General features: G+C 60.4%; 14 protein-coding genes and 1 pseudogene. 5 read left to right on the forward strand and 10 right to left on the reverse strand.

What is annotated here, in order from left to right:
- Positions 1–123 precede the first annotated feature (123 nt).
- The 6 genes from HKK55_RS06225 to HKK55_RS06250 all read right to left on the reverse strand — a co-directional run bounded on the left by HKK55_RS06225 (position 124) and on the right by HKK55_RS06250 (position 8391).
- Positions 124–1746 carry an alpha/beta hydrolase gene (locus tag HKK55_RS06225; protein WP_169353833.1) on the reverse strand — a complete coding sequence of 541 codons (1623 nt, stop codon included), beginning with the start codon at positions 1744–1746 and terminating at the stop codon, positions 124–126.
- A 120-nt stretch (positions 1747–1866) separates the two neighbouring features.
- Positions 1867–3171, reverse strand: coding sequence for a HAMP domain-containing sensor histidine kinase (locus tag HKK55_RS06230; RefSeq protein ID WP_169353834.1), 1305 nt, complete (start codon positions 3169–3171; stop codon positions 1867–1869).
- On the reverse strand, positions 3168–3908 hold the full coding sequence (locus tag HKK55_RS06235) for a response regulator (RefSeq protein WP_169353835.1): 741 nt from the start codon (positions 3906–3908) through the stop codon (positions 3168–3170). Before HKK55_RS06235 ends, HKK55_RS06230 begins: the two co-directional genes overlap by 4 nt.
- Positions 3909–4069: 161 nt before the next feature.
- Positions 4070–5599 carry a glycosyltransferase family 39 protein gene (locus tag HKK55_RS06240; RefSeq protein ID WP_169353836.1) on the reverse strand — a complete coding sequence of 510 codons (1530 nt, stop codon included), beginning with the start codon at positions 5597–5599 and terminating at the stop codon, positions 4070–4072.
- A gap of 78 nt (positions 5600–5677) precedes the next feature.
- Positions 5678–7333: a lipid IV(A) 4-amino-4-deoxy-L-arabinosyltransferase gene (gene arnT, locus HKK55_RS06245; RefSeq protein ID WP_169353837.1), complete on the reverse strand. Its 1656-nt coding sequence runs from the start codon at positions 7331–7333 to the stop codon at positions 5678–5680.
- Positions 7334–7707: 374 nt separating this feature from the next.
- Complete coding sequence (locus HKK55_RS06250; protein ID WP_169353838.1) at positions 7708–8391, reverse strand: histidine phosphatase family protein; 684 nt, start codon at positions 8389–8391, stop codon at positions 7708–7710.
- 328 nt (positions 8392–8719) lie between these two features.
- Here HKK55_RS06250 and HKK55_RS06255 point away from each other — a divergent pair, with 328 nt between their 5' ends.
- From HKK55_RS06255 to HKK55_RS06270, 4 genes are all read left to right on the forward strand, one after another.
- The gene (locus HKK55_RS06255) at positions 8720–9388 is read left to right on the forward strand and encodes an ABC transporter ATP-binding protein (protein ID WP_169353839.1); all 669 of its coding nucleotides are present in this window, start codon (positions 8720–8722) and stop codon (positions 9386–9388) included.
- 1 nt (position 9389) lies between these two features.
- Positions 9390–11867: an FtsX-like permease family protein gene (locus HKK55_RS06260; RefSeq protein ID WP_169353840.1), complete on the forward strand. Its 2478-nt coding sequence runs from the start codon at positions 9390–9392 to the stop codon at positions 11865–11867.
- Positions 11857–12921, forward strand: a complete 1065-nt coding sequence (locus HKK55_RS06265) for a lipocalin-like domain-containing protein (RefSeq protein ID WP_169353841.1) — start codon at positions 11857–11859, stop codon at positions 12919–12921. The genes HKK55_RS06260 and HKK55_RS06265 overlap by 11 nt, the downstream gene beginning before the upstream one ends.
- A 128-nt stretch (positions 12922–13049) precedes the next feature.
- Entirely contained in the window at positions 13050–14564 is a 1515-nt protein-coding gene (locus HKK55_RS06270; protein WP_169353842.1) for a hypothetical protein, read from the forward strand.
- A gap of 90 nt (positions 14565–14654) precedes the next feature.
- On the opposite strand, the pseudogene HKK55_RS06275 reads toward HKK55_RS06270, so the two are convergent.
- Together HKK55_RS06275 and HKK55_RS06280 are read right to left on the reverse strand one after the other, a co-directional pair.
- A pseudogene (locus tag HKK55_RS06275) lies at positions 14655–14792 on the reverse strand (SMP-30/gluconolactonase/LRE family protein); the annotation flags it as partial.
- The gene (locus tag HKK55_RS06280; protein WP_169353843.1) at positions 14789–15475 is read right to left on the reverse strand and encodes a sterol desaturase family protein; all 687 of its coding nucleotides are present in this window, start codon (positions 15473–15475) and stop codon (positions 14789–14791) included. The gene HKK55_RS06280 and the pseudogene HKK55_RS06275, both read right to left, overlap by 4 nt.
- 133 nt (positions 15476–15608) lie before the next feature.
- On the opposite strand from HKK55_RS06280, the gene hpaR reads away from it, so the two are divergent.
- The gene (gene hpaR / locus HKK55_RS06285; protein WP_169353844.1) at positions 15609–16031 is read left to right on the forward strand and encodes a homoprotocatechuate degradation operon regulator HpaR; all 423 of its coding nucleotides are present in this window, start codon (positions 15609–15611) and stop codon (positions 16029–16031) included.
- 3 nt (positions 16032–16034) lie between these two features.
- Here the strand turns inward: hpaR and HKK55_RS06290 are convergent, their stop codons facing one another.
- Positions 16035–17465 carry an efflux transporter outer membrane subunit gene (locus HKK55_RS06290; protein WP_169353845.1) on the reverse strand — a complete coding sequence of 477 codons (1431 nt, stop codon included), beginning with the start codon at positions 17463–17465 and terminating at the stop codon, positions 16035–16037.
- A gap of 66 nt (positions 17466–17531) precedes the next feature.
- On the reverse strand, positions 17532–18338 hold the full coding sequence (locus HKK55_RS06295) for a helix-turn-helix transcriptional regulator (RefSeq protein ID WP_169353846.1): 807 nt from the start codon (positions 18336–18338) through the stop codon (positions 17532–17534).
- Positions 18339–18611 lie beyond the last annotated feature (273 nt).

Consider the following 18611-nt stretch of genomic DNA (forward strand, 5'->3'; position numbering starts at 1 on the left):
CGTATTAATGCGGATAAATAGTACTTAATAGGGCTTGGAGCGAGGCGTCAACGGAGGGTGTCGTTTTCAGTAAAAAAGGGTCGTAATCGAGGCTGGCACAATCATGACCGTTCCTTGCGCGTGTCACTGTGCAGCGGTTGCGTCACTGCACAGGGTTGATCGCGGTGGCATCGTTCCATGGACCAGGTACTCGCCGACCCATTGGTTTACACATGCACTCACCCCGCTGAACGACACGCCATGCAGGTTGACGCCCTTGAGCAGGACCCGGCTGGCCGGCAGTGTCCGTTCAAAGGCCCAGGCGGCGCCCATGGCTGGGGCCTGGTCATCGAAATCGGCTTGCACCATCAACAAGTTTTCGGCTTCGGCCAAGCGTTTGTGGGGCAGGGGATTGGCTGTGCGTTGTGGCCATGCCGTGCACTGGCGGCCTTCCAGGAAGCTCCCTGCGATGGGGTACTTCACCGCATATTCAGCTTCCGTCCGCGCCCAGAAGGTTTCGTTCGAGTAGCCCGAGCTATTGCACAAAATGGCGTGCCTCACCGAGTCGGCAGCTGACATGCGCAAGGGCCCTGGTGCCGGTAGATTGGGCTGGAATGGCTCGCGAACGCGTTGCAGCAATAGTCCAAACAGCGATTTTGCCCGGTGTTCGATGACGGCTTCGGGACTGAAGACATAAGCCCGAGCTCGTGCCAGGAGCGCCAGATCGTCGGCGCCCGGTGTTTCCTGCAACCAGCGGCTGAGCAGGTGCGCACTCATCAAGCCTGCGGGATCGCTGTAGTAAAGGTTGTTGGAGCGTAGCGCTGCGCGAACAGTGGGCTGCAACTGCAGGAACACTTGCCGCACCGCCTCCCGGGTCTCACCCAGTTGGTAGACCTGTGGGTTATTGGCGGCGGGAGTGGCCACGAAGTGATCGAAGATTCGCTCTTTCTCCCGGGCAACGATCAGGCTTGCGTGTTCGAGCGACGAGGTCCAGTCGATATTCGAGTCCAGCACCATGCGTCCGAGCTGTTCCGGGAACAGTCCGCCGTACCAGGCGCCGAGCCATGTACCGTAGCCGATCCCCAGGTAGTTGAACCGCAGTTCGCCCAGGTGCCTGCGCACAAACTCCAGGTCTCTGGTCGTCTGCTCGCTGGTGATGTAGGGCGTCAACGGGTGTTTGGCGCAGGCCTGCGCGATGACCCGAGCGTTGTGGCGCATCGCTGCCAGGTTGCCTTCGCTGCGGTCTTCGGTGACATCCCCTTGAGGCATGATCGAGGCGTCGGATCGGCACTCCAGGCGTGATCCTGGCAGGCTACTCAACCCCCGAGGGGTAATTTCGATTACGTCATAGGCGTCGGCCAGTACCCGATAGGTTTCCCCCCACGCGGGTTGCGTTGCGTAATGCTTCCAGACGGTTGCCAGATGCACGGCGAATGCGCCGCCAGTATCGACCCCGGGCCCGCCAGGATGGGTGAAAAGCGCGCCTTGGCGAGAGAGTGGTTGTTTGGCACCAACGCGTGTGATGTCGAAACTGATGGTGCCCAGGTCGGGTGTGGCGTGGTCCAGTGGCGCGGTGACGACGCCGCACTGGGTCCTTCCAAGGACCTCGGGGTCCACCCGGTCTAGGGACGGCCGGGTACATTCCAACAACCACTCGATGCCGGTTTTCGGCGATTCAGTATTGGCATGGACAATGGCGGGCGCCAGCACCGTCAGCAACAGCCCGCAGCCAATCGTGATGCCTCTTGCAGCGTCATGGGTTTTCATCAGCGGTCCTGGATTGCCATTTTTCGAGGCGACGTTTTACCAAGGACTGCAGGGGAGGAATGTAGGTGAAAATGACGCTGGATGTACGAAAGAGGACTTTTGATTTTCGGGTCGAGTTGTTTACCCCAACCCCACCCTGACCTCGGCACACAATCCACCGCCTTGCCGATTGCTAAGCGTCAGCGTTCCCCCAATTGCCACCACCAACTGCTGAGCAATCGCCAATCCCAACCCAGTCCCCCCGGTGCCCCGATTACGCGAACTCTCCACCCGATAAAACGGCTGCATCACCTGCACCAATTCATCCTCGGCAATCCCTGGCCCGCGATCCAATACCTTGATCGACAACTCACCAGCCGCCGTCCCGACCTCCAACTGCGCCGCCCCGGCAAACTTCAGGGCGTTGTCCACCAGGTTCACCAGCACCCGGCGTAAGGCATGGGGCCGAGTATTCAGCACCACCGCGCTTTTCCCGCTTAAGCTGACCTGCTTGTTCATGTCCTGATAGTCAAACATCACGCTGTCGAGAAACGCATCCATGTCGATCCGGCAACTCGCTTCGGTGGCGCCGTGGACGCTGCGGGCATACGCCACACCTTCGCGCACCAGATGCTCCATTTCTCCCAGGTCACTCCACAGTTTTTCCTTCTCGTTGGAGTCGTCCATGAACTCGGCCCGCAGCTTCATGCGGGTGATGGGCGTCTGCAAATCATGGGAGATTGCTGCGAGGATTTGCATGCGCTCCTTGAGGTATTCGGCAATACGCGCCTGCATGGCATTGAATGCGGCGGCGGCGTGGGCGACTTCGGTGGGGCCGGTTTCGTCCAGCGGTGTCGGGTGGGTGTTGGGGTCGAGAGTTTCCACGGCGCGGGCCAGGCGGGCCAGCGGGCGGATGGCGATGCGCACGGCCATCCAGGTACACCCCAGCAATAAGGCCAACTGCAGGATCAGCACCACCGGCAGCCACAACGCCAGTGGAACGGCAGCGGGGCGCACGTCGATGGTGATCGGGTGGCCATCCGCCAGGGTCAGGTCGGCCTGGAAGTGTTTTTGCAGGCCGGGGATGTCCCGAAAGGTCAGGGCGTACTGTTTACCCAGTGCGTCGGCAATGGACGTCGCAGCCATGGGCACGTTGTCAGTGCTCATGGGCACGCCGGTTTCTCCGGCACCCAACAGATAGCGGTAGTTCTGTCGGTCGAGGCGCGGTAGCCAACTGGCCCGTTCAGCGGCGGGCAGGCGGTCGAGGATGGCAATCGAGGTGGAGACGTCGTTCTCCAGGTTGCCCAGCATGGCGGTCCTGGCGCTGATATAGCGCTCATAAAACTGCGCACTGAACGACAGACCATGGGCGCAGATCAGGCTCACCAGGAAAATCAGCGACAACTGCGACGCCAGGGTGCGCGGCCAGCGAAACCCCGGCTTCATTCCTGAGCCCCGAGGATTTCCACCGGCAGTGAGAACACATAGCCTTCGCTGCGCACGGTCTTGATGTAGGCCGGCTCACGTGCATCGTCCAACAAACGCTGGCGCAGGCGGCTGACCAGCAGGTCGATGGAGCGGTCGAACAGGTCGGCATCCCGGCCCTGGGTCAGGTTGAGTAACTGGTCACGGTTGAGTACCCGTTGGGGATGGTCGAGGAACACCCGCAGCAGGCGGTATTCCGCGCCACTCAAGGCCACCAGGGTGTCATCTTCGTCCAGTAAATGGCGGGCGGTGGTGTCCAGGCGCCAGCGACCGAAGCGGATCAAACGACCGCTCTCACTGACGATCAGGTTGGGTGGCAGCATCCGGGTGCGGCGCAATACGGCGTTGATCCGTGCCAGCAGTTCCCGGGCAGCGAAGGGCTTGACCAGGTAGTCGTCGGCGCCCATTTCCAGGCCGATGATACGGTCGGTCTCGTCGCTGCGTGCGGTGAGCATCAGGACCGGCGTGGACTTGTGTTTGCCGACCCGCAGTTCGCGGCACAGCTGCAAGCCGTCGTCGCCCGGCATCATGATGTCGAGCACGATCAGGTCCACGGGGGTGGATTCCAGAAAGCTGCGCATCTGCCGGCCGTCGGCCACGACCGTGGTGCGCAAGCCGTTCTTTTTCAGGTAGTTGCCCACCAGTTCCCGGATCTCCCGATCGTCGTCGACAATCAGAATGTGATCGACATGATCCATCCGCTGCTTCCTCGTTAGTGGCCCGTAGGTGCGCAGTCTAGCTATTGGCAGCGGCCTTGCCTTGTGCCCTTTGTATTGCAGTGTATCTGGCAGGTGCGAGATACACGTCGAAGCAAAAGTCCTGCCGGGTTTCCCTCAGATTATTGAAAGCGCAGGGCACTTCAATGGGCGGACGGGATGAACGCCACACTGCCACCCGAGCGCTTGTGAAAATATCGCTCGCCATTGTCCGGCTGCGTCGTGATCACCTGGTGGTCGTTGCCCAGGAACGCCAGCGGCGTCGGATCTTCCTTGGAGTACTGGGCGACGATGATCGTGCGTCGCGGGTCCCAGCGTTTGCCGCTGGTTTTTTCCAGCCAGGCCATGAAGGCGGCGCTGTCGCCTTGGCGCGGGAAGTCCTGGCTTTCGGCGACGTAGTAGAACGGTGCGCCGTTATTTTGCAGGTACATCGGTAGTTTGTTGTCGACTTCCACCATGACGAATTTCCATTCGTCCCAAGGGGCGCTTTTAACGGCTTGGGTTTGCACATCTTCGGCGAAGCGGGTCACGCCGCCGTTGCCGTTGGTCCATGGGTAAATCACCCCGAGCACCAGCAGCATGGCCCCGGCTGCAATGCCGAACCCCCATTTCCAACCCTGCCCGCTGAGCTTTCCAGCCGCACGTTTTTGGGCAATACGTTCGCTGACCCACCACGCCGCCAATAATTGAGCGAACGGCACCAGTGGCAATACGTAGTAGCTGCGACGGCTGCCACTGGCGGTGAAAAACACAAACAACAGGCCCAGGCCCCAGACGAGCCAGCGGGTGTTGGGTTCAGTCTTGCGCCAGTGCCGCACGGCCAGCCACAAACCGAGTATCCAAAACGGTGCCCACGGCAAGGTGTAGGCTGGGAGGTAAATCAGGTAGGTGTAGATCGGCCCCATATGGTCGAAAGGGTCGAAGAAGCGCACCACGTTCTCGCGAAATACCAGTTCCAGGCCGCTTTCACCGTAAGTCGGTGCGCCGTAGAGACGAGACAGCACAAACGGAATCGCATAAAACGCCCCGGCGATTACCACCGCCAGCAGCAGGCGTGGGTTGAGGTGACGCTTGTAGCGCTGTTCGCTGAGCAGGTGCGGCAGCAGCACCAGGCCCGGTAGCACAAAACCGATCAGCCCCTTGAACAGTGAAGTGGCTGCCAGCAGCAGGAAAAACACGGTGTAGCGGCCCAGCCGCGTATCGTCCGGCCCGCGCCAATACCACCAGACCGCTGCGAGCACACCGCAGACGGTCAGCACATCCGCCGTGGCCACCCGGGCCCAGAAGATAAAGTAGAAGGTGGTCGCCAGCATCCAGCCGGCAATCAGCCCTGTACCCTTGCGGTACAGGCGTTCGCCAATCAGATAGACCAGCCAGATGCTCAGCCAGGCTGCGATCACCGAAGACAGACGCAGTGACCAGGGGCCGAGGCCGCCCATCATGTTGGCGAAGGCTGTAATCAGCCAATAAGAGGGCAGGGGTTTGTCGTAATAAGGCGCGCCCTTGAGGTAGGGGTCGAAGTAATCACCACTTTGCAGCATTTGCAGGGCGATGTTCGCCCAGCGGGTTTCCGGCCCCCACAGGTCACGACTGCCCAGGCCCAGCAGCAGGATCACAGCTGACACACCAAGGAGCAGGAGCAGCGCCCCTCGTTCGGTTTTCCAGAAGCTCATGGGGCGATTCCAATGCAGGTAAGGGTGGGGGCGGATCAAATGTGGGAGCGCAAGCGCCCCCACATTAGTGCTGCTGTGTTACAGGGATTGCGGGTAAATGATGATTTCCAGATTGCCCTTGTAATACCGCTTGCCTCCTGGCGGCAGTTGCCCGGCTTCACGCATTTCGCTGGTGCTCTTGACCCGCATGATGACTCCCACCGAACCTTGGCGGCGGGCTTCGGCCAGCCAGGACTGGACGCTATCCAGGTCGACCTTGCGGTAGGCCGAGTCGGGGTAGTTAAGGCCATAGCGCAACTCGCCGACGGTGTCATAGAACGCCACCTCGGGACGTCGCAGGCGCCAGGACAAGGCCGATGCGGAGTCCAGTTCATTGCTAAGCAGTGCGCGGGTCTGCTGCAGCTCGTCCAGGTGTTCAAGGATGAACTGGTCGGGCATTTCGTTATCCGTCACCACGGCTGGCATACCCACGGGCAGCAGGGCGACCAGCAGGCCGATGCCCAGGGCTGGCATCGCCCACAGGGTCAGTGGGCGCAGCACCTGCAACAGATTTGTCAGCATCCAGCCCATCAATACGATGTAGGCCAGGGACAGGCTGAACATCTCACTGTGACTGTTGCCATACAGCGGCCGGTCGATTTGCAGGTAGATCAGGACGACCATCGCCGTCAGGCCGATCAGGAAATTGAGCAGGCCGTTGATGAACAGGGTCCGGGGTTTGGCACGGGTCACCAGGTCGATCAGGGTATGCCCCATCAGCAACGCCAGGGGCAGCAGGCACGGCATGATGTAGGTCGGTAACTTGCCTTTGCTCAGGCTGAAAAAGGCCAGGGGCAGCAGGAACCACAGGGCCAGGAAAACCATGGCCGGCCGGCGTTTTTCCTGCCAGGTCTTGATCAGCGTCGCCGGCAGCAGTGCGGCCCACGGCAGGCAGGACACCACGATGATCGGCAGGAAGAACCACCACGGCCGGGCGTGTTGTGCGTTGTCGGCGGCAAACCGGCGGATGTGCTCATGCCAGAAAAAGAAGCGCCAGTAGTCGGGCTCCTGGGCGTGCACCGCCAATGCCCATGGCAGGCATATCACTGCGGCCACCAGCATCGCCAATGGGCCGTAACGCAGCAGTTCCCCCAGTCGGCGTTGCCAGATCATGTAGGGCAGGGCGATCAACACCGGCAACAGCCAGGCGAGAAACCCCTTGGTCAGGAAGCCCATGCCGCAGGCGACGCCCAGCAGCGCCCAGAATGCGAGTCGGCTGCGTTGGGTGCGGCTGTCGAGGGCAAACCACAGTGCGACCAGGCTCAGGTTGACCCAGAACGTGAATTGCGGGTCGAGGTTGGAGTACCCCGCTTGCCCGGCCACCAGACCAAAGCTCATGTAAAGCAGGGCACAAGCAAGGCTTTTGCGTGGGTCGTTCCACAGGCGGCGGGCGATCAGGTAGGCCAGCAATACGCTCAAGCCCGTCGTCAGCGCCGAGGCAATACGTACCCCGAACAGGTTTTCGCCAAACACGGCTTGGCCGAGCGCGATCAGCCAGTAGCCCGCGGCAGGTTTTTCAAAATAACGTACGCCCATGAAGTGTGGAGACACCCAGTTGCCACTCATGAGCATTTCCTGGCTGATCTGGGCATAGCGGCTTTCGTCTGGCGTCCATAGGCCATGCAGCCCCAGAGGCAACAGGTAGAACAGGGCAAATGCCAGTAACAGCAAGGGCAGCGGTTTGATTCGGGTCATCAATAGTGCTCCCCCAGGCAGCGTTGGCGGCAGACCGACGTGAGTGTCGAATCCGCCCAAGAGCAGGTGCCGGGGTTTCTCGGAAGGGCCAAGGGGATCAGGGATAAAAACTCAATATAAAAAACACGCACAGAGAGTCATTCCTTAAACAGTCTGTTAGTCGTCGGGGAGAACAAAGAATCACGCAGTGCAGTCAAGTCGGTGCCGGGTGCGATGTCCAACAACACACTGGAACTTTTCATCATGTCTAAACACTATTTGTTAGCTAGCTACTAAAGTACCCAGGGTGAACATGTATTCGAACAGCAAAAGATGCCATGCCGTGGCTGTCTTCTTGCTGAACAAATTGGGTGTTATTAGATGTAATCAAGTGTTTAAAGTTGTTTAAGTGCGGCCGGCCAGTCCTTTGTATTCATGATGCCCAGTGCCTTGAGTTTGCCGTTGGCACCAACCTTCACGAACAACGCGCTACCGTATTCGGCGTGAGCCGCGCGTGGGTAACCAAGTTCCTTCTCCAGGTCGCTGATGCAGGCACTGTGGGTCACCAGCAGCAGGTTGCGCCCGCCGGCTTTATGCGTAATCAACTCCTCGGCTATAGCGTTGCCACAGATGGCCAGGGGGCCGGGGGACAACTCGGTCTTGCCGAACATGAAGAGCGAAGTCTGTGCAGTGCGTGTGGCGGGGCTGCTCAGTACATCACTGTTGCCCATGCCCAGGGTTTGAAAGGCTTTACCCACGGCGGTAGCGATGACAGTACCGGCAACGGTCAGGCCGTCTGCCGGGCCCAGGCAAGGGTTACTGGAGCGGTCGCAGCGCTCCTCGTGGCGTATCAATACGATCAGGTCGCCGTCGCGCCAACTGGACACGACGCCCGAACTGAGCATGCGATGGCCCACGCTCAAGTCCGGGGGCGAAGTTGGCCAGAACATCACGCCAGTCACCAGCACGCCAATAACGGCAATACCCGCCAGGCTCAGCCAGAGCTTCTTGAGTCGTTTTACCGAAGCCCAGCGCGAGCGGGGTTTGGGCAGGATCAGGTCAACCACACTATTCACCATGGGCAGCTATCGGTAGCGTTAAATTAAACAGGCACAACTAACAGGCGCAGGTTGCAACGGAGCGAGAGCCTGTCACAGCGCTGCTGTCTTTTTGCTGAACATTCCGATGTAAAAAAATATTTAGGTACGGCAACTAGCAAGTTGCAGATAGCCGATTTGCTATCTGCTCATGGGGGGCAATTTAAAGTGCGGGAGGTTGGCGGCTAGTGAAATGAATGTGAAAAAATTGCGGCGGTTCATGGGGTCGCTCCTTTGGCCCAGTGTTGTGACATAAAAATGTGACAACCGTTATTCTCTGCCTTCAGTCCAATGGCAGGTGGGTGCTCAAATGCTGCAGGTGCAAGGTGTCTTCAAGAGCTACGGAACACCTTCGGGGCCATTGGTGGTTTTGACAGGTGTCGACCTGACCCTCAATGAGCGTAGCAGTCTTGCGTTGATGGGCGAGTCTGGAAGTGGAAAAAGTACCTTATTGCACCTGGTGGCCGGGCTCGACCAAGTGGATCAAGGCACTATTGAGGTCGGTGAGCAGCGCCTGGATCGCATGACCGAGTCGCAACTGGCCCATTGGCGCCGTACCGAAATTGGCCTGGTGTTCCAGCAGTTCAACCTGATCGGTAGCCTGCGGGTGGAGGACAACCTGGCGTTTCAAGCGCGCCTGGCGGGGCGTTTTGATCCGTTGTGGCAGGCGCAGTTGGTGGAGCGCCTGGGCCTGGGGGATTTGCTTCAGCGTTACCCCGAACAATTATCCGGTGGCCAACAACAACGGGTGGCGGTGGGGCGGGCGCTGGCGTCCCGGCCAGGGTTGCTGCTGGCGGACGAACCCACCGGCAACCTCGACGAAGCCACCAGCGATGAAGTCCTGCAGCTGATGCTGGACCTGTTGCACGACAGCGCCACCAGCTTGCTGATGGTCACCCACAGCCCCCGAATCGCCGCGTGCCTGGACCGGCAGATGGTGTTGCATCGCGGCCATGTGGTCGCGGCGCAGGCCCGCTGAGATGCGGGTCATCTATTGGACGTTGCGGGCGCTGCTCAGCCATTGGCGTCGGCACCCGGTGCAATTTTTCAGTGTGCTGACCGGGTTGTGGCTGGCCACTGCGCTGTTGATCGGCGTGCAGGCCCTCAACAGTCAGGCGCGTGACAGCTACGCCCGGGCCAGTCAGTTGATCGGTGGTGAGCCCCAGGCCAGCCTTGTCGCGCCGGACGGTTCGAGTTTTTCGCAAGCGCTGTTTGTCACGCTGCGCCGTGCCGGGTGGCCGGTGTCTCCAGTGGTCCAGGGCCGCGTGGTACTCAAGGGGCACGAAGACCTGCGTGTGCAATTGATGGGCATTGACCCGGTGTCGCTGCCGGGAGGCGGATCACTTGCCGGGCAGACCTTGGACCGTGGGCAGATGGTCGCCTTCTTCAATCCGCCGGGCCGTACCTGGGTCGCACCAAAGACGCTGCAAGCGTTGGGCCTGCAAGAGGGCGAGCAACCCCTGACAGCCAGCGGCCAGCCTTTGCCACCGCTGCACGCACAACCCGATATGGCCCCCGGTCTTTTGCTGACCGACATCGGCTTCGCTCAACCGCTGCTGGATATGCCTCAACGTCTGTCGCGGCTATTGCTGGACAAGGCCTTTGCCGCGACTCATCCCGCCTTGCCGGCAGAGATAAGCGGTCAGCTGCAACTCAAGGCCGGCGAGGAAAACAACCTTGCGCGCCTGACCGAAAGCTTCCACTTGAACCTTGATGCCCTGGGCTTTCTGTCCTTTGTGGTGGGGCTGTTCATTGTCCACGCCGCCATCGGCCTGGCCTTGGAACAACGACGCGGCCTATTGCGCACCTTGCGTGCCTGCGGAGTCAGTGCGCGGGCGCTGATCCTCAGCTTGAGTATCGAACTGGGTGGCCTGGCCTTGTTGGGCGGGCTGGCCGGGGTGGCCAGCGGGTACCTGTTGGCCAGCCTGTTGCTGCCGGATGTGGCGGCCAGCTTGCGGGGACTGTACGGCGCCGAAGTGGCCGGGCAACTGAGCCTCAGCCCACTATGGTGGGCCAGCGGCCTGGGCTTGAGCCTGCTCGGTGCATTGCTCGCCGGGGCCAGCAGCTTGTGGCGGGCGGCGCGGCTTCCGTTGTTGGCGCTGGCCAATGCCCAGGCCTGGCACCAGGCTCACGGGCGCTGGTTACGTCGTCAGGGTTGGGTGGCGGCTGCGGCCTGGTTGGTTGCATTGTTGGCGTTGTGGTTGGGTGACAGCCTGATCAGTGGTTTCGTGTTGATGGCGGCCTTGTTGCTGGGGGCTGCCCTGGGTTTGCCGGTGTTGCTCAACGTCCTGCTCAAGGCCGTGCTGGGCCGTAGCCGCTCGGTGCTGGGCCAATGGTTTCTCGCTGACTGTCGTCAACAACTGCCGGCCTTGAGCCTGGCGTTGATGGCTTTGTTGTTGGCGCTGTCGGCCAATATCGGTGCCGGTTCCATGACCTCGGGCTTTCGCCAGACCTTCAGCAATTGGCTGGAGCAGCGGCTGACCGCCGAGCTGTATGTCAATCCGCAAAATCCGGCCCAGGCCGAACAGTTACAGCAGTGGCTGGCGCAGCAACCCTTGGTGCAAACGGTGCTGCCCACCTGGCAAGTGCCGGTGCAATTGCAGGGCTGGCCGGCGGATGTTTTTGGTGTGGTGGATGACCCCACCTATCGCCAGCACTGGCCGTTGCTGCAAGCCGTGGCAGGTGATCCGTGGGATCAGTTGGTGCAGGGCGATACGCTGATGCTCAGCGAGCAACTGGCACGCCGGTTGAAAGTACAATTGGGCGATACGGTGACGATCCCGACGCCACAGGGGGCATGGTCGCCCACGGTGGTGGGGATCTACGCCGACTATGGCAACCCCAAGGGACACATCCTGGTCAACACCCGGCATCTATTGCAGCACTGGCCAGGGGCATCCCCGGCACGTTTCAACCTGCGGGTCGTGCCGGAAAATGTGCCGACGTTGGTGCGTGAGGTACAAGCCCGGTTTGCCCTGGAAGACAGCCGTATCGTCGACCAACAGCAACTCAAGGGTTGGTCGAGCCAGGTCTTCGAGCGCACCTTTGCCGCCACCGCCGCCCTCAACAGCTTGACCCTGGGCGTTGCCGGAGTGGCGTTGTTCATCAGTCTGCTGACCCAGAGCCAAAGCCGGCTGGGCCAATTGGCGCCGTTGTGGGCGTTGGGGGTGACGCGGCGACAATTGATGCTGCTCAACCTGGGGCAAACCTGGCTGCTGGCGGTGCTGACCCTGGTGCTCGCGTTGCCGCTGGGTTTGCTCCTGGCGTGGTGCCTGGACGCGGTGATCAACGTCCAGGCCTTTGGCTGGCGCCTGCCGTTGCAGGTGTTCCCCTGGCAGTTGGCCCAGTTGCTGGGGCTGGCGATGCTCGCCACGTTGTTGGCCTCGGCCTGGCCGCTCTGGCAGTTGTACCGCAGTCGCCCGGCCGATTTGCTGAGGACCTTTGCCCATGAAGATTAAGTGCCTGTTGTGGGCTTCACTGCTGTTGCTGAGCGCCTGCGATAAGCCGGTGCCGCCTGAGGAAAGCTTCGCCGGCCTTGGCAGCGATGCCGCAGACTTTGCCCAAGTGGTTCCTGGCAAAGTCTTCAACTTTCCTGAGGATCACGGTCCCCATGATGGTTTTCGCATCGAGTGGTGGTACGTCACCGCCAACCTGAAGGATGCCGAGGGCAACCCCTTCGGCGTGCAATGGACGCTCTTTCGCAACGCCCTCAAGGCCGGGCCGGTACAACCGGACTGGCATGATTCGACGATCTGGCTCGGCCATGCCGCCGTCACCTCCGCCTCCAGCCACTACGCCGCCGAGCGATACGCCCGAGGCGGCGTGGGGCAGGCCGGCGCCCAAGCGGTGCCCTTCAGTGCCTGGATCGACAACTGGAGTTTCGCCACCCGCCCAGGTGCCGCGAGCACCTTGACTGACATGCAGCTCAAGGCGGGCGATGGGCATTTCAACTACGACCTGCACTTGACGTCCAGCCGGCCACTGATCCTTCAGGGCGACAATGGCTACAGCCGCAAATCCGACCAGGGCCAAGCCTCGTACTACTACAGCCAGCCGTTTTTCCAGGCCAGCGGCAGCCTCACCCTCGATGGCAAAACCTATCAGGTCAGCGGCCCGGCCTGGCTCGACCGCGAGTGGAGCAGCCAGCCACTGACGGCCAACCAGACCGGCTGGGATTGGTTCTCCCTGCACCTGGACAGTGGTGAACAATTGATGTTGTTTCGGGTGCGGCAGAAAGAAGGTGAGTCCTACCTGACCGGCACCTGGATTGACAAGGAAGGGCGAACCCAAACCTTGCACAATCAAGACATTCAACTCACGCCGCTGGACAGTACCCAGATCGACGGACGCCGTATTCCAACACGTTGGTCGCTGAAAGTGCCTGGCAAACAGCTCGACATCACCACCGAAGCGGTAAACCCGAAGGCGTGGATGAAGGTGAGCATTGCGTATTGGGAAGGGCCGGTGCGGTTTGAGGGGGGAGTGGGGTATTTGGAGATGACGGGCTACTAGAAGTGGCTGTAAGAATTAGCTTACAAATAACTGGACATATATACAGTATTTATTTACATTCCATCCCAGGTGACCGGATGTCACCGAGCACTTGAGCGTTAAATTTTTTAACTATGGATGGATAAAAAATGAAATCTAAAAAAGCCTTTATGCTGGGCGCGGCCATGGCCGCTTCCTGCTTTGTTTCGACCTTTGCCCTGGCCGAGCAATACCCTCAACTGACCCAGAAAACGGCTCAGCCTGCTGACAAACAGGGCCTGAAGCAAGGCGCCAAAGTGGCGGTACACAAGGCCTCTGCTGAGCTGAAACAGCAATTGCAAGCGGCCTCCCAACTGAAAAAAACCACCCTCAAGGCCAAGCCAGTGGCCAGTGCTGGCGTGGTTGAAGGCAGCGCTGCACGCGCGCCGGCCACCAAGGTGCTCAAGCAACGCGCGAGTCAGGCCGGTGTGGCGCCGGTTGCCAAGGCTGCGCTGGTGGCCGGGTGTGAAACCACGCTGGATATCAACGTGCTTTACCCGGTGGACGGTATGCAGACCGGCGACTTGCTGTGCTACCACTTCAACCTGCCGCAGAAATCCCGGATCAACGCCTTGTTGATTGGTCAGAGCGAGGGCACCGACATGTCGTTGACCCTGTTTCAGGATGACGGCCAGGGCAATCCTGTTTCCCTGGGGACTTCCGACAGCCCGGGCAATGCCGATGAAGGCTTGAGCGGTGTGGTGCCGGCCGGTGATTACTATTGGTTCATGGAGACCAAGGCGGCCGTGGTCGGTTCGACCTTTCAGTTGGGGGTGGCCGTTGATAGCAACATCGATGACTTCGAACCCAATGACACACCGGACACAGCCTTCCAACTGCCGGATACCTTGAACTTCTTCAGCGGCAATGCGGACACCCTGGATGATGTCGATTACTTCGATTTCACTGCGGTGCGTGGCCAGGCAGTCGGCATCGCGCTGACGGCTGACGCGGCGAGCGGCAGTACCCGTGGCAAATGGATTCTCGAGCGATTCGATGGCACCAACTGGGTGACCTTGGGCGCCAATATCCCTACGACGACTGTCTCCAGCCCAGGCGTCAATGGTGTAGTCAAGGTTCGGGTGCGTCCCAATCAGCACCCCAACGAGCCGTGGAGCGCGAGCGGTAAATACACCCTGTCGTTGGGTTCCAGCCCCCGTATGAACAGCGGTGATGTCAAGGGCGAGCCCACCGTGATCCGCGTTCCCAGTTCCAGCCCTTATGGTTTCATGACCACCCAGGCCTACCGGACGCTGAACTGGTCGATGAACCTGTCGGACAGCACCGGCGCACCATTGGTGGGGCTGCACCCGATCCTGTTCCTCGACCAGCACGTCAATCCGACAACCGGCGATATCCTCTACAAAGCCTATCCGGCCACCACCAACAGCAGTGGCCAGGCGACGTCTACCGTCAACCTGGGGACGTGCTTCGGTGACTTCGAAGCGACCTCTGTCGACTATTCCATGGGCTACAACAACACCTGGCGTACGGAGTACAACTTCGGCGTGTGGCGCATGGGCGTACTGGAGTTTCCGGGCATCGGTATCGGCGGTGACAACGTGCAGTTCGTCACCTTCGGGCACCTGTGCAAGCAAACCCTGATCAGCAGCACCAAGAGCTGATTTGTTGCAGTTGTTCCAGGGATACAGGCCTTGTGGTCTGTATCCCTTTTTTTGTCTCTAGGGTTTCAGTGCAACCTGCAGCGGTGCCGCGCCATGCTCCATCGACTGAGCCTTGGGTGGCGACCAGTTGACCGACTGGACCTTGGTGGGCATCAGCAACAGGAAGGCAATAACCGTGATCAGGATCACCAGCAGCAGGTGCCGAGCTTTTCGTGGGCGGGTGTTCATGACCGTTCCTGGGTGTCGTTGGGCTCGTGGGTGGCGGGCTCCCAGTGCAGGGTGCCAAACAGGTAGTCCATCAATGGCAGGACGATGTTGAAGTTGCGTCCCTGCATCAGTTCACGACGGTGATGCAGGGCGTGCAGTTGACGCATCTGGCGAATCCAGGGGAGGCGCGCCAAGGGGTGGTGGTCGTGCAGGTGTTCGCAGGCGTGGAAAATTTCGTAGAGCAGGTAGCCGAGAATCATGCAGCCGGCGAACAGGCCGGCGACGTTGGGGTTCAGTTGCTTGAGCAGCCACCAGGCGGGAAGGGTGATGGCCAGGCTGTGGAGGATGATCAGCCAGGCGGGGAACAGGATGACGCGCCAGTCTTTTGCGCTTTGGTAGGTCATATGCCCGGGGGTGAAGAAACTGTGGTGGTCGCCGGTATGGCGGGCGTAGAACAGCTGGGCGAAGGTGTGTTTGTGGTGGCCCAGGTGGCGATGGACGAGGTAGATGCACAGGTTGAAGAACACCAGAGACAGCGGGATGGTCAGCCATTCCAGGGGTTGGACCTGGTGGACGGTGGACCAGAACAGCGTGATGCAAAGCAGGCCGTAACCCAGTACGAAACCGGCGTGTAGCCAAGGGTTGTAGCGGGGGTGGACGCTGGCGCGGTAGCGGGTGCGGAAGGCCTCGGTGGGGTGGGGCATGGGCGTGGCTCGTTGTTGTTTTTTTGGGTGGAGTGAGCTTAGTTGGTTGTGGGGATTATGCGAGTTCGTAGCTTGCACACCCCAGTCCCCGACTCTAAGCTCCACCACTCCTGCCCCTAGCGACGCGTAAACCATGCCCACCCCGAGACCCTCGTTGACCCTCACCCTGCTGCAAGCCCGCGAAGCGACCATGGCTTTCTTCCGCCCGCTGCTCAACGAGCACGACCTGACCGAGCAGCAATGGCGAGTGATCCGCATCCTGCGCCGCCAAGGCGAGCTGGAAAGTCATCAATTGGCCCATCTGGCCTGCATCCTCAAACCCAGCATGACCGGTGTGTTGGCGCGGTTGGAACGTGACGGTATCGTGCGGCGCAGAAAGTCTGCCGAAGACCAGCGTCGGGTGTTCGTCGCCCTGACCGAGCTTGGGCACCAGCGCTTTGTCGACATGAGCGGGGGGATGGAAAGTAACTACCTGAAGATCCAGGAACAGTTTGGCGAGGAGCAACTCGAGCAACTGATGACGCTGCTCGAAAAGCTCAAAGGCATCAAACCCTGAACCTTATTGCTCGGCGGTTGCCAGGCTTGGCCACTGTGCCCACGCGCCACCCAGCGCCGTATACAGGTTCACCTGCGCCACCAGTTGCGCCAACCGGTCGGCAATCAACATCTGCTGCGAACTGAACAGCGAGCGTTGTGCGTCCAGGAACGTCAAGTTGCTGTCCACGCCGCTGCGGTAGCGGTGTTCCGCCAGGTCGTAGTAGGCCTGGTTGGCCTGCACGAAGTCCCGTTGCGCCTCCAGTTGATCGTTGTAGGTCTGCCGTGCGGCGAGGCCGTTGGAGACTTCCTGGAAGGCGGTCTGGATGGACTTCTCGTATTGGGCGACGAGGATGTTTTTCTGGATCTTCGCGTAATCGAGGCTGGCCCGCAGGCTGCCGGCATTGAAGACCGGCAGGTTGATCTGTGGCTGGAACGTCCAGCTTCCCGAACCGCCCTTGAACAGTCCTGACAGGTCCTTGCTGGCGCTGCCGGCATTGGCGGTCAAGGTGAGGGAGGGGAAAAACGCGGCGCGGGCGGCGCCGATGTTGGCATTGGCGGCCTTTAGTTGGTATTCGGCCTGGAGAATGTCCGGGCGCCGTTGCAGCAGGTCTGATGGCAGCCCGGCCGGGACCCGGGCAATCAGGTCGCCATCCAGTGGGCGTGCGGGCAGTGTTTCGGGGACCGGGCCACCGACCAGCAAGCTCAGGCTGTTTACGTCTTGGGCAACCTGGCGCTGATAACGGGCGACGCTTGCCCGCGTGCTTTGCACACTGGTGCGGGCCTGGATCACGTCCAGCGAGGAAGCCTTGCCGGCGCTTTTGCTGCGGGAGGTCAAGCGCAGGCTGCGCTCGTCAACTGCCAGGGTTTTCTCTGCCAGGGCCAGCAGCTCCTGGTCGGCACGCCAGGTCAGGTAGCCGTTGGCGACGTTGGCCACCAGGCTCAGTTGGGCGCTGCGCCGGGCTTCTTCGGTGGACAGGTAGGTCTGCATGGCCTGCTCACTGAGGCTGCGCACGCGTCCGAAGAAATCCAGTTCATAGGCGCTGATTCCCAGCGTCGCCGAATAGGAGGAGGTGATGGCGGATTTGCCAGTACCGGTGATGTCGCCCGGTAGTTTCTGGCGCTTGCCGGCGCCGCTGGCGGACACGGCCGGGAACAGGTCGGCCCGTTGAATGCGGTACTGCGCCTGGAACGCTTCCACGTTCAAGGCCGCCACTCGCAGGTCACGGTTGTTGGCCAGGGCGTCGCGGATCAACTGCTGCATCGCCGGGTCATGAAACAGGTGCTGCCAGTCCGGTCCCGAGGCTGTATCGACCCCCGTCAGCGCGGCGGTGTAGGCCGGGCCCTGAGGGTACTGCGCAGGGGTGGGTGCTTCGGGTTGTTGGTAGTCCGGGATCAGCGAGCAACCGCCGAGGATCCACGCAACCGTCACCAAAGAGATGGGGAGCTTGCTCATTGACCAGCCTCAGGAAAAAAGGGAAGAGGCGCGCCGGGTTGCAGGGCTCGCCAGAGTGAAGGTGCTTTAGGCGCCGACCATCCATTTGGCCAGGCCATGGCGGCCACTCACCCCCAGCTTGGCGGCGGCGCGTTTGAGATAGGTTTCGATGGAGCTGTTTTTTACGCTGAGCTTCTCGGCCATCTGCGGTACGGTGCCGCCGGTCAACAGCCCCAGGCAGACTTCCTGTTCTCGCGCCGACAGGGTGATGTCACTGAGGGACAGGCGCTTGTAGAACTCACGCTGCAACTGTGACTGTTCCAGCAACGTTTGCGATTCCACCGCCCCGTTTACCGGCTCGGCCCGTAGGGCTTGTCGGCTGGCCTGGGCGTGCCGCTCGATCAACGGCAGCAAGGTGTCGGACAGACGTTTGAGAAATGACAACTGCGCCAGGGAGAACACCGGTTGTGTATGCGGGCGGTAAAGCGAAATCACGTAGCGACGATTGGCCCTGCGTGACACCAGATTGCACTGATGGGACGTGCCTCGCACATGGGGACTATTGGCTTTGGCGTTCATCTGGATCAGCAGCGAATCATCCATGCCCAGCATTTCCTTGAGCAGCGGGTGATCGTTGCGATGGTGCAGGGTGCGCGGTGCGGGTAGGTCTTCCTTCAAACCGGCGCTGCCCAGCAATGTAATGTCCAGTACGCTGGCCTGTTGCTCGTCCAGGGTCCACTCACTGAGGTCCACCAGGTGAGCCGGCACCAGTTTGTCCACCAAGTGCAGCATCCGCGTTGCAAAGTGCTCATTGCCTGTACTTGAAATCAACTCTCCCAATTCGAAATAGAAATGTGGGCTTTCCATCTGTCGAATACTGCTGATCAGGCTCATATACATCCATCCTTGATGTCGAAAACCGTCAACGGTTGCCGGGTGCATCAGCAGACCGTCCGTACTCCTTAAACGTAATGCGGCGCTCGAGATTTTATTTAGCCATACAGATTTGTCCTACGTATGTAGCGGAAACGGGGGACACAACCTGCCATAGAATCCAGGAAATGAGTTCGCTATTTCTGACAGGCGGAAGATTTTTGGTCTGATCAATAGTAGTTTTTAGAGTTATTTAACTAGTTGATAAAAAACAATTTTTGTTGATGTCTCAGG

This window comes from Pseudomonas sp. ADAK18 (assembly GCF_012935695.1).
In the GTDB taxonomy this organism is placed as follows: domain Bacteria; phylum Pseudomonadota; class Gammaproteobacteria; order Pseudomonadales; family Pseudomonadaceae; genus Aquipseudomonas.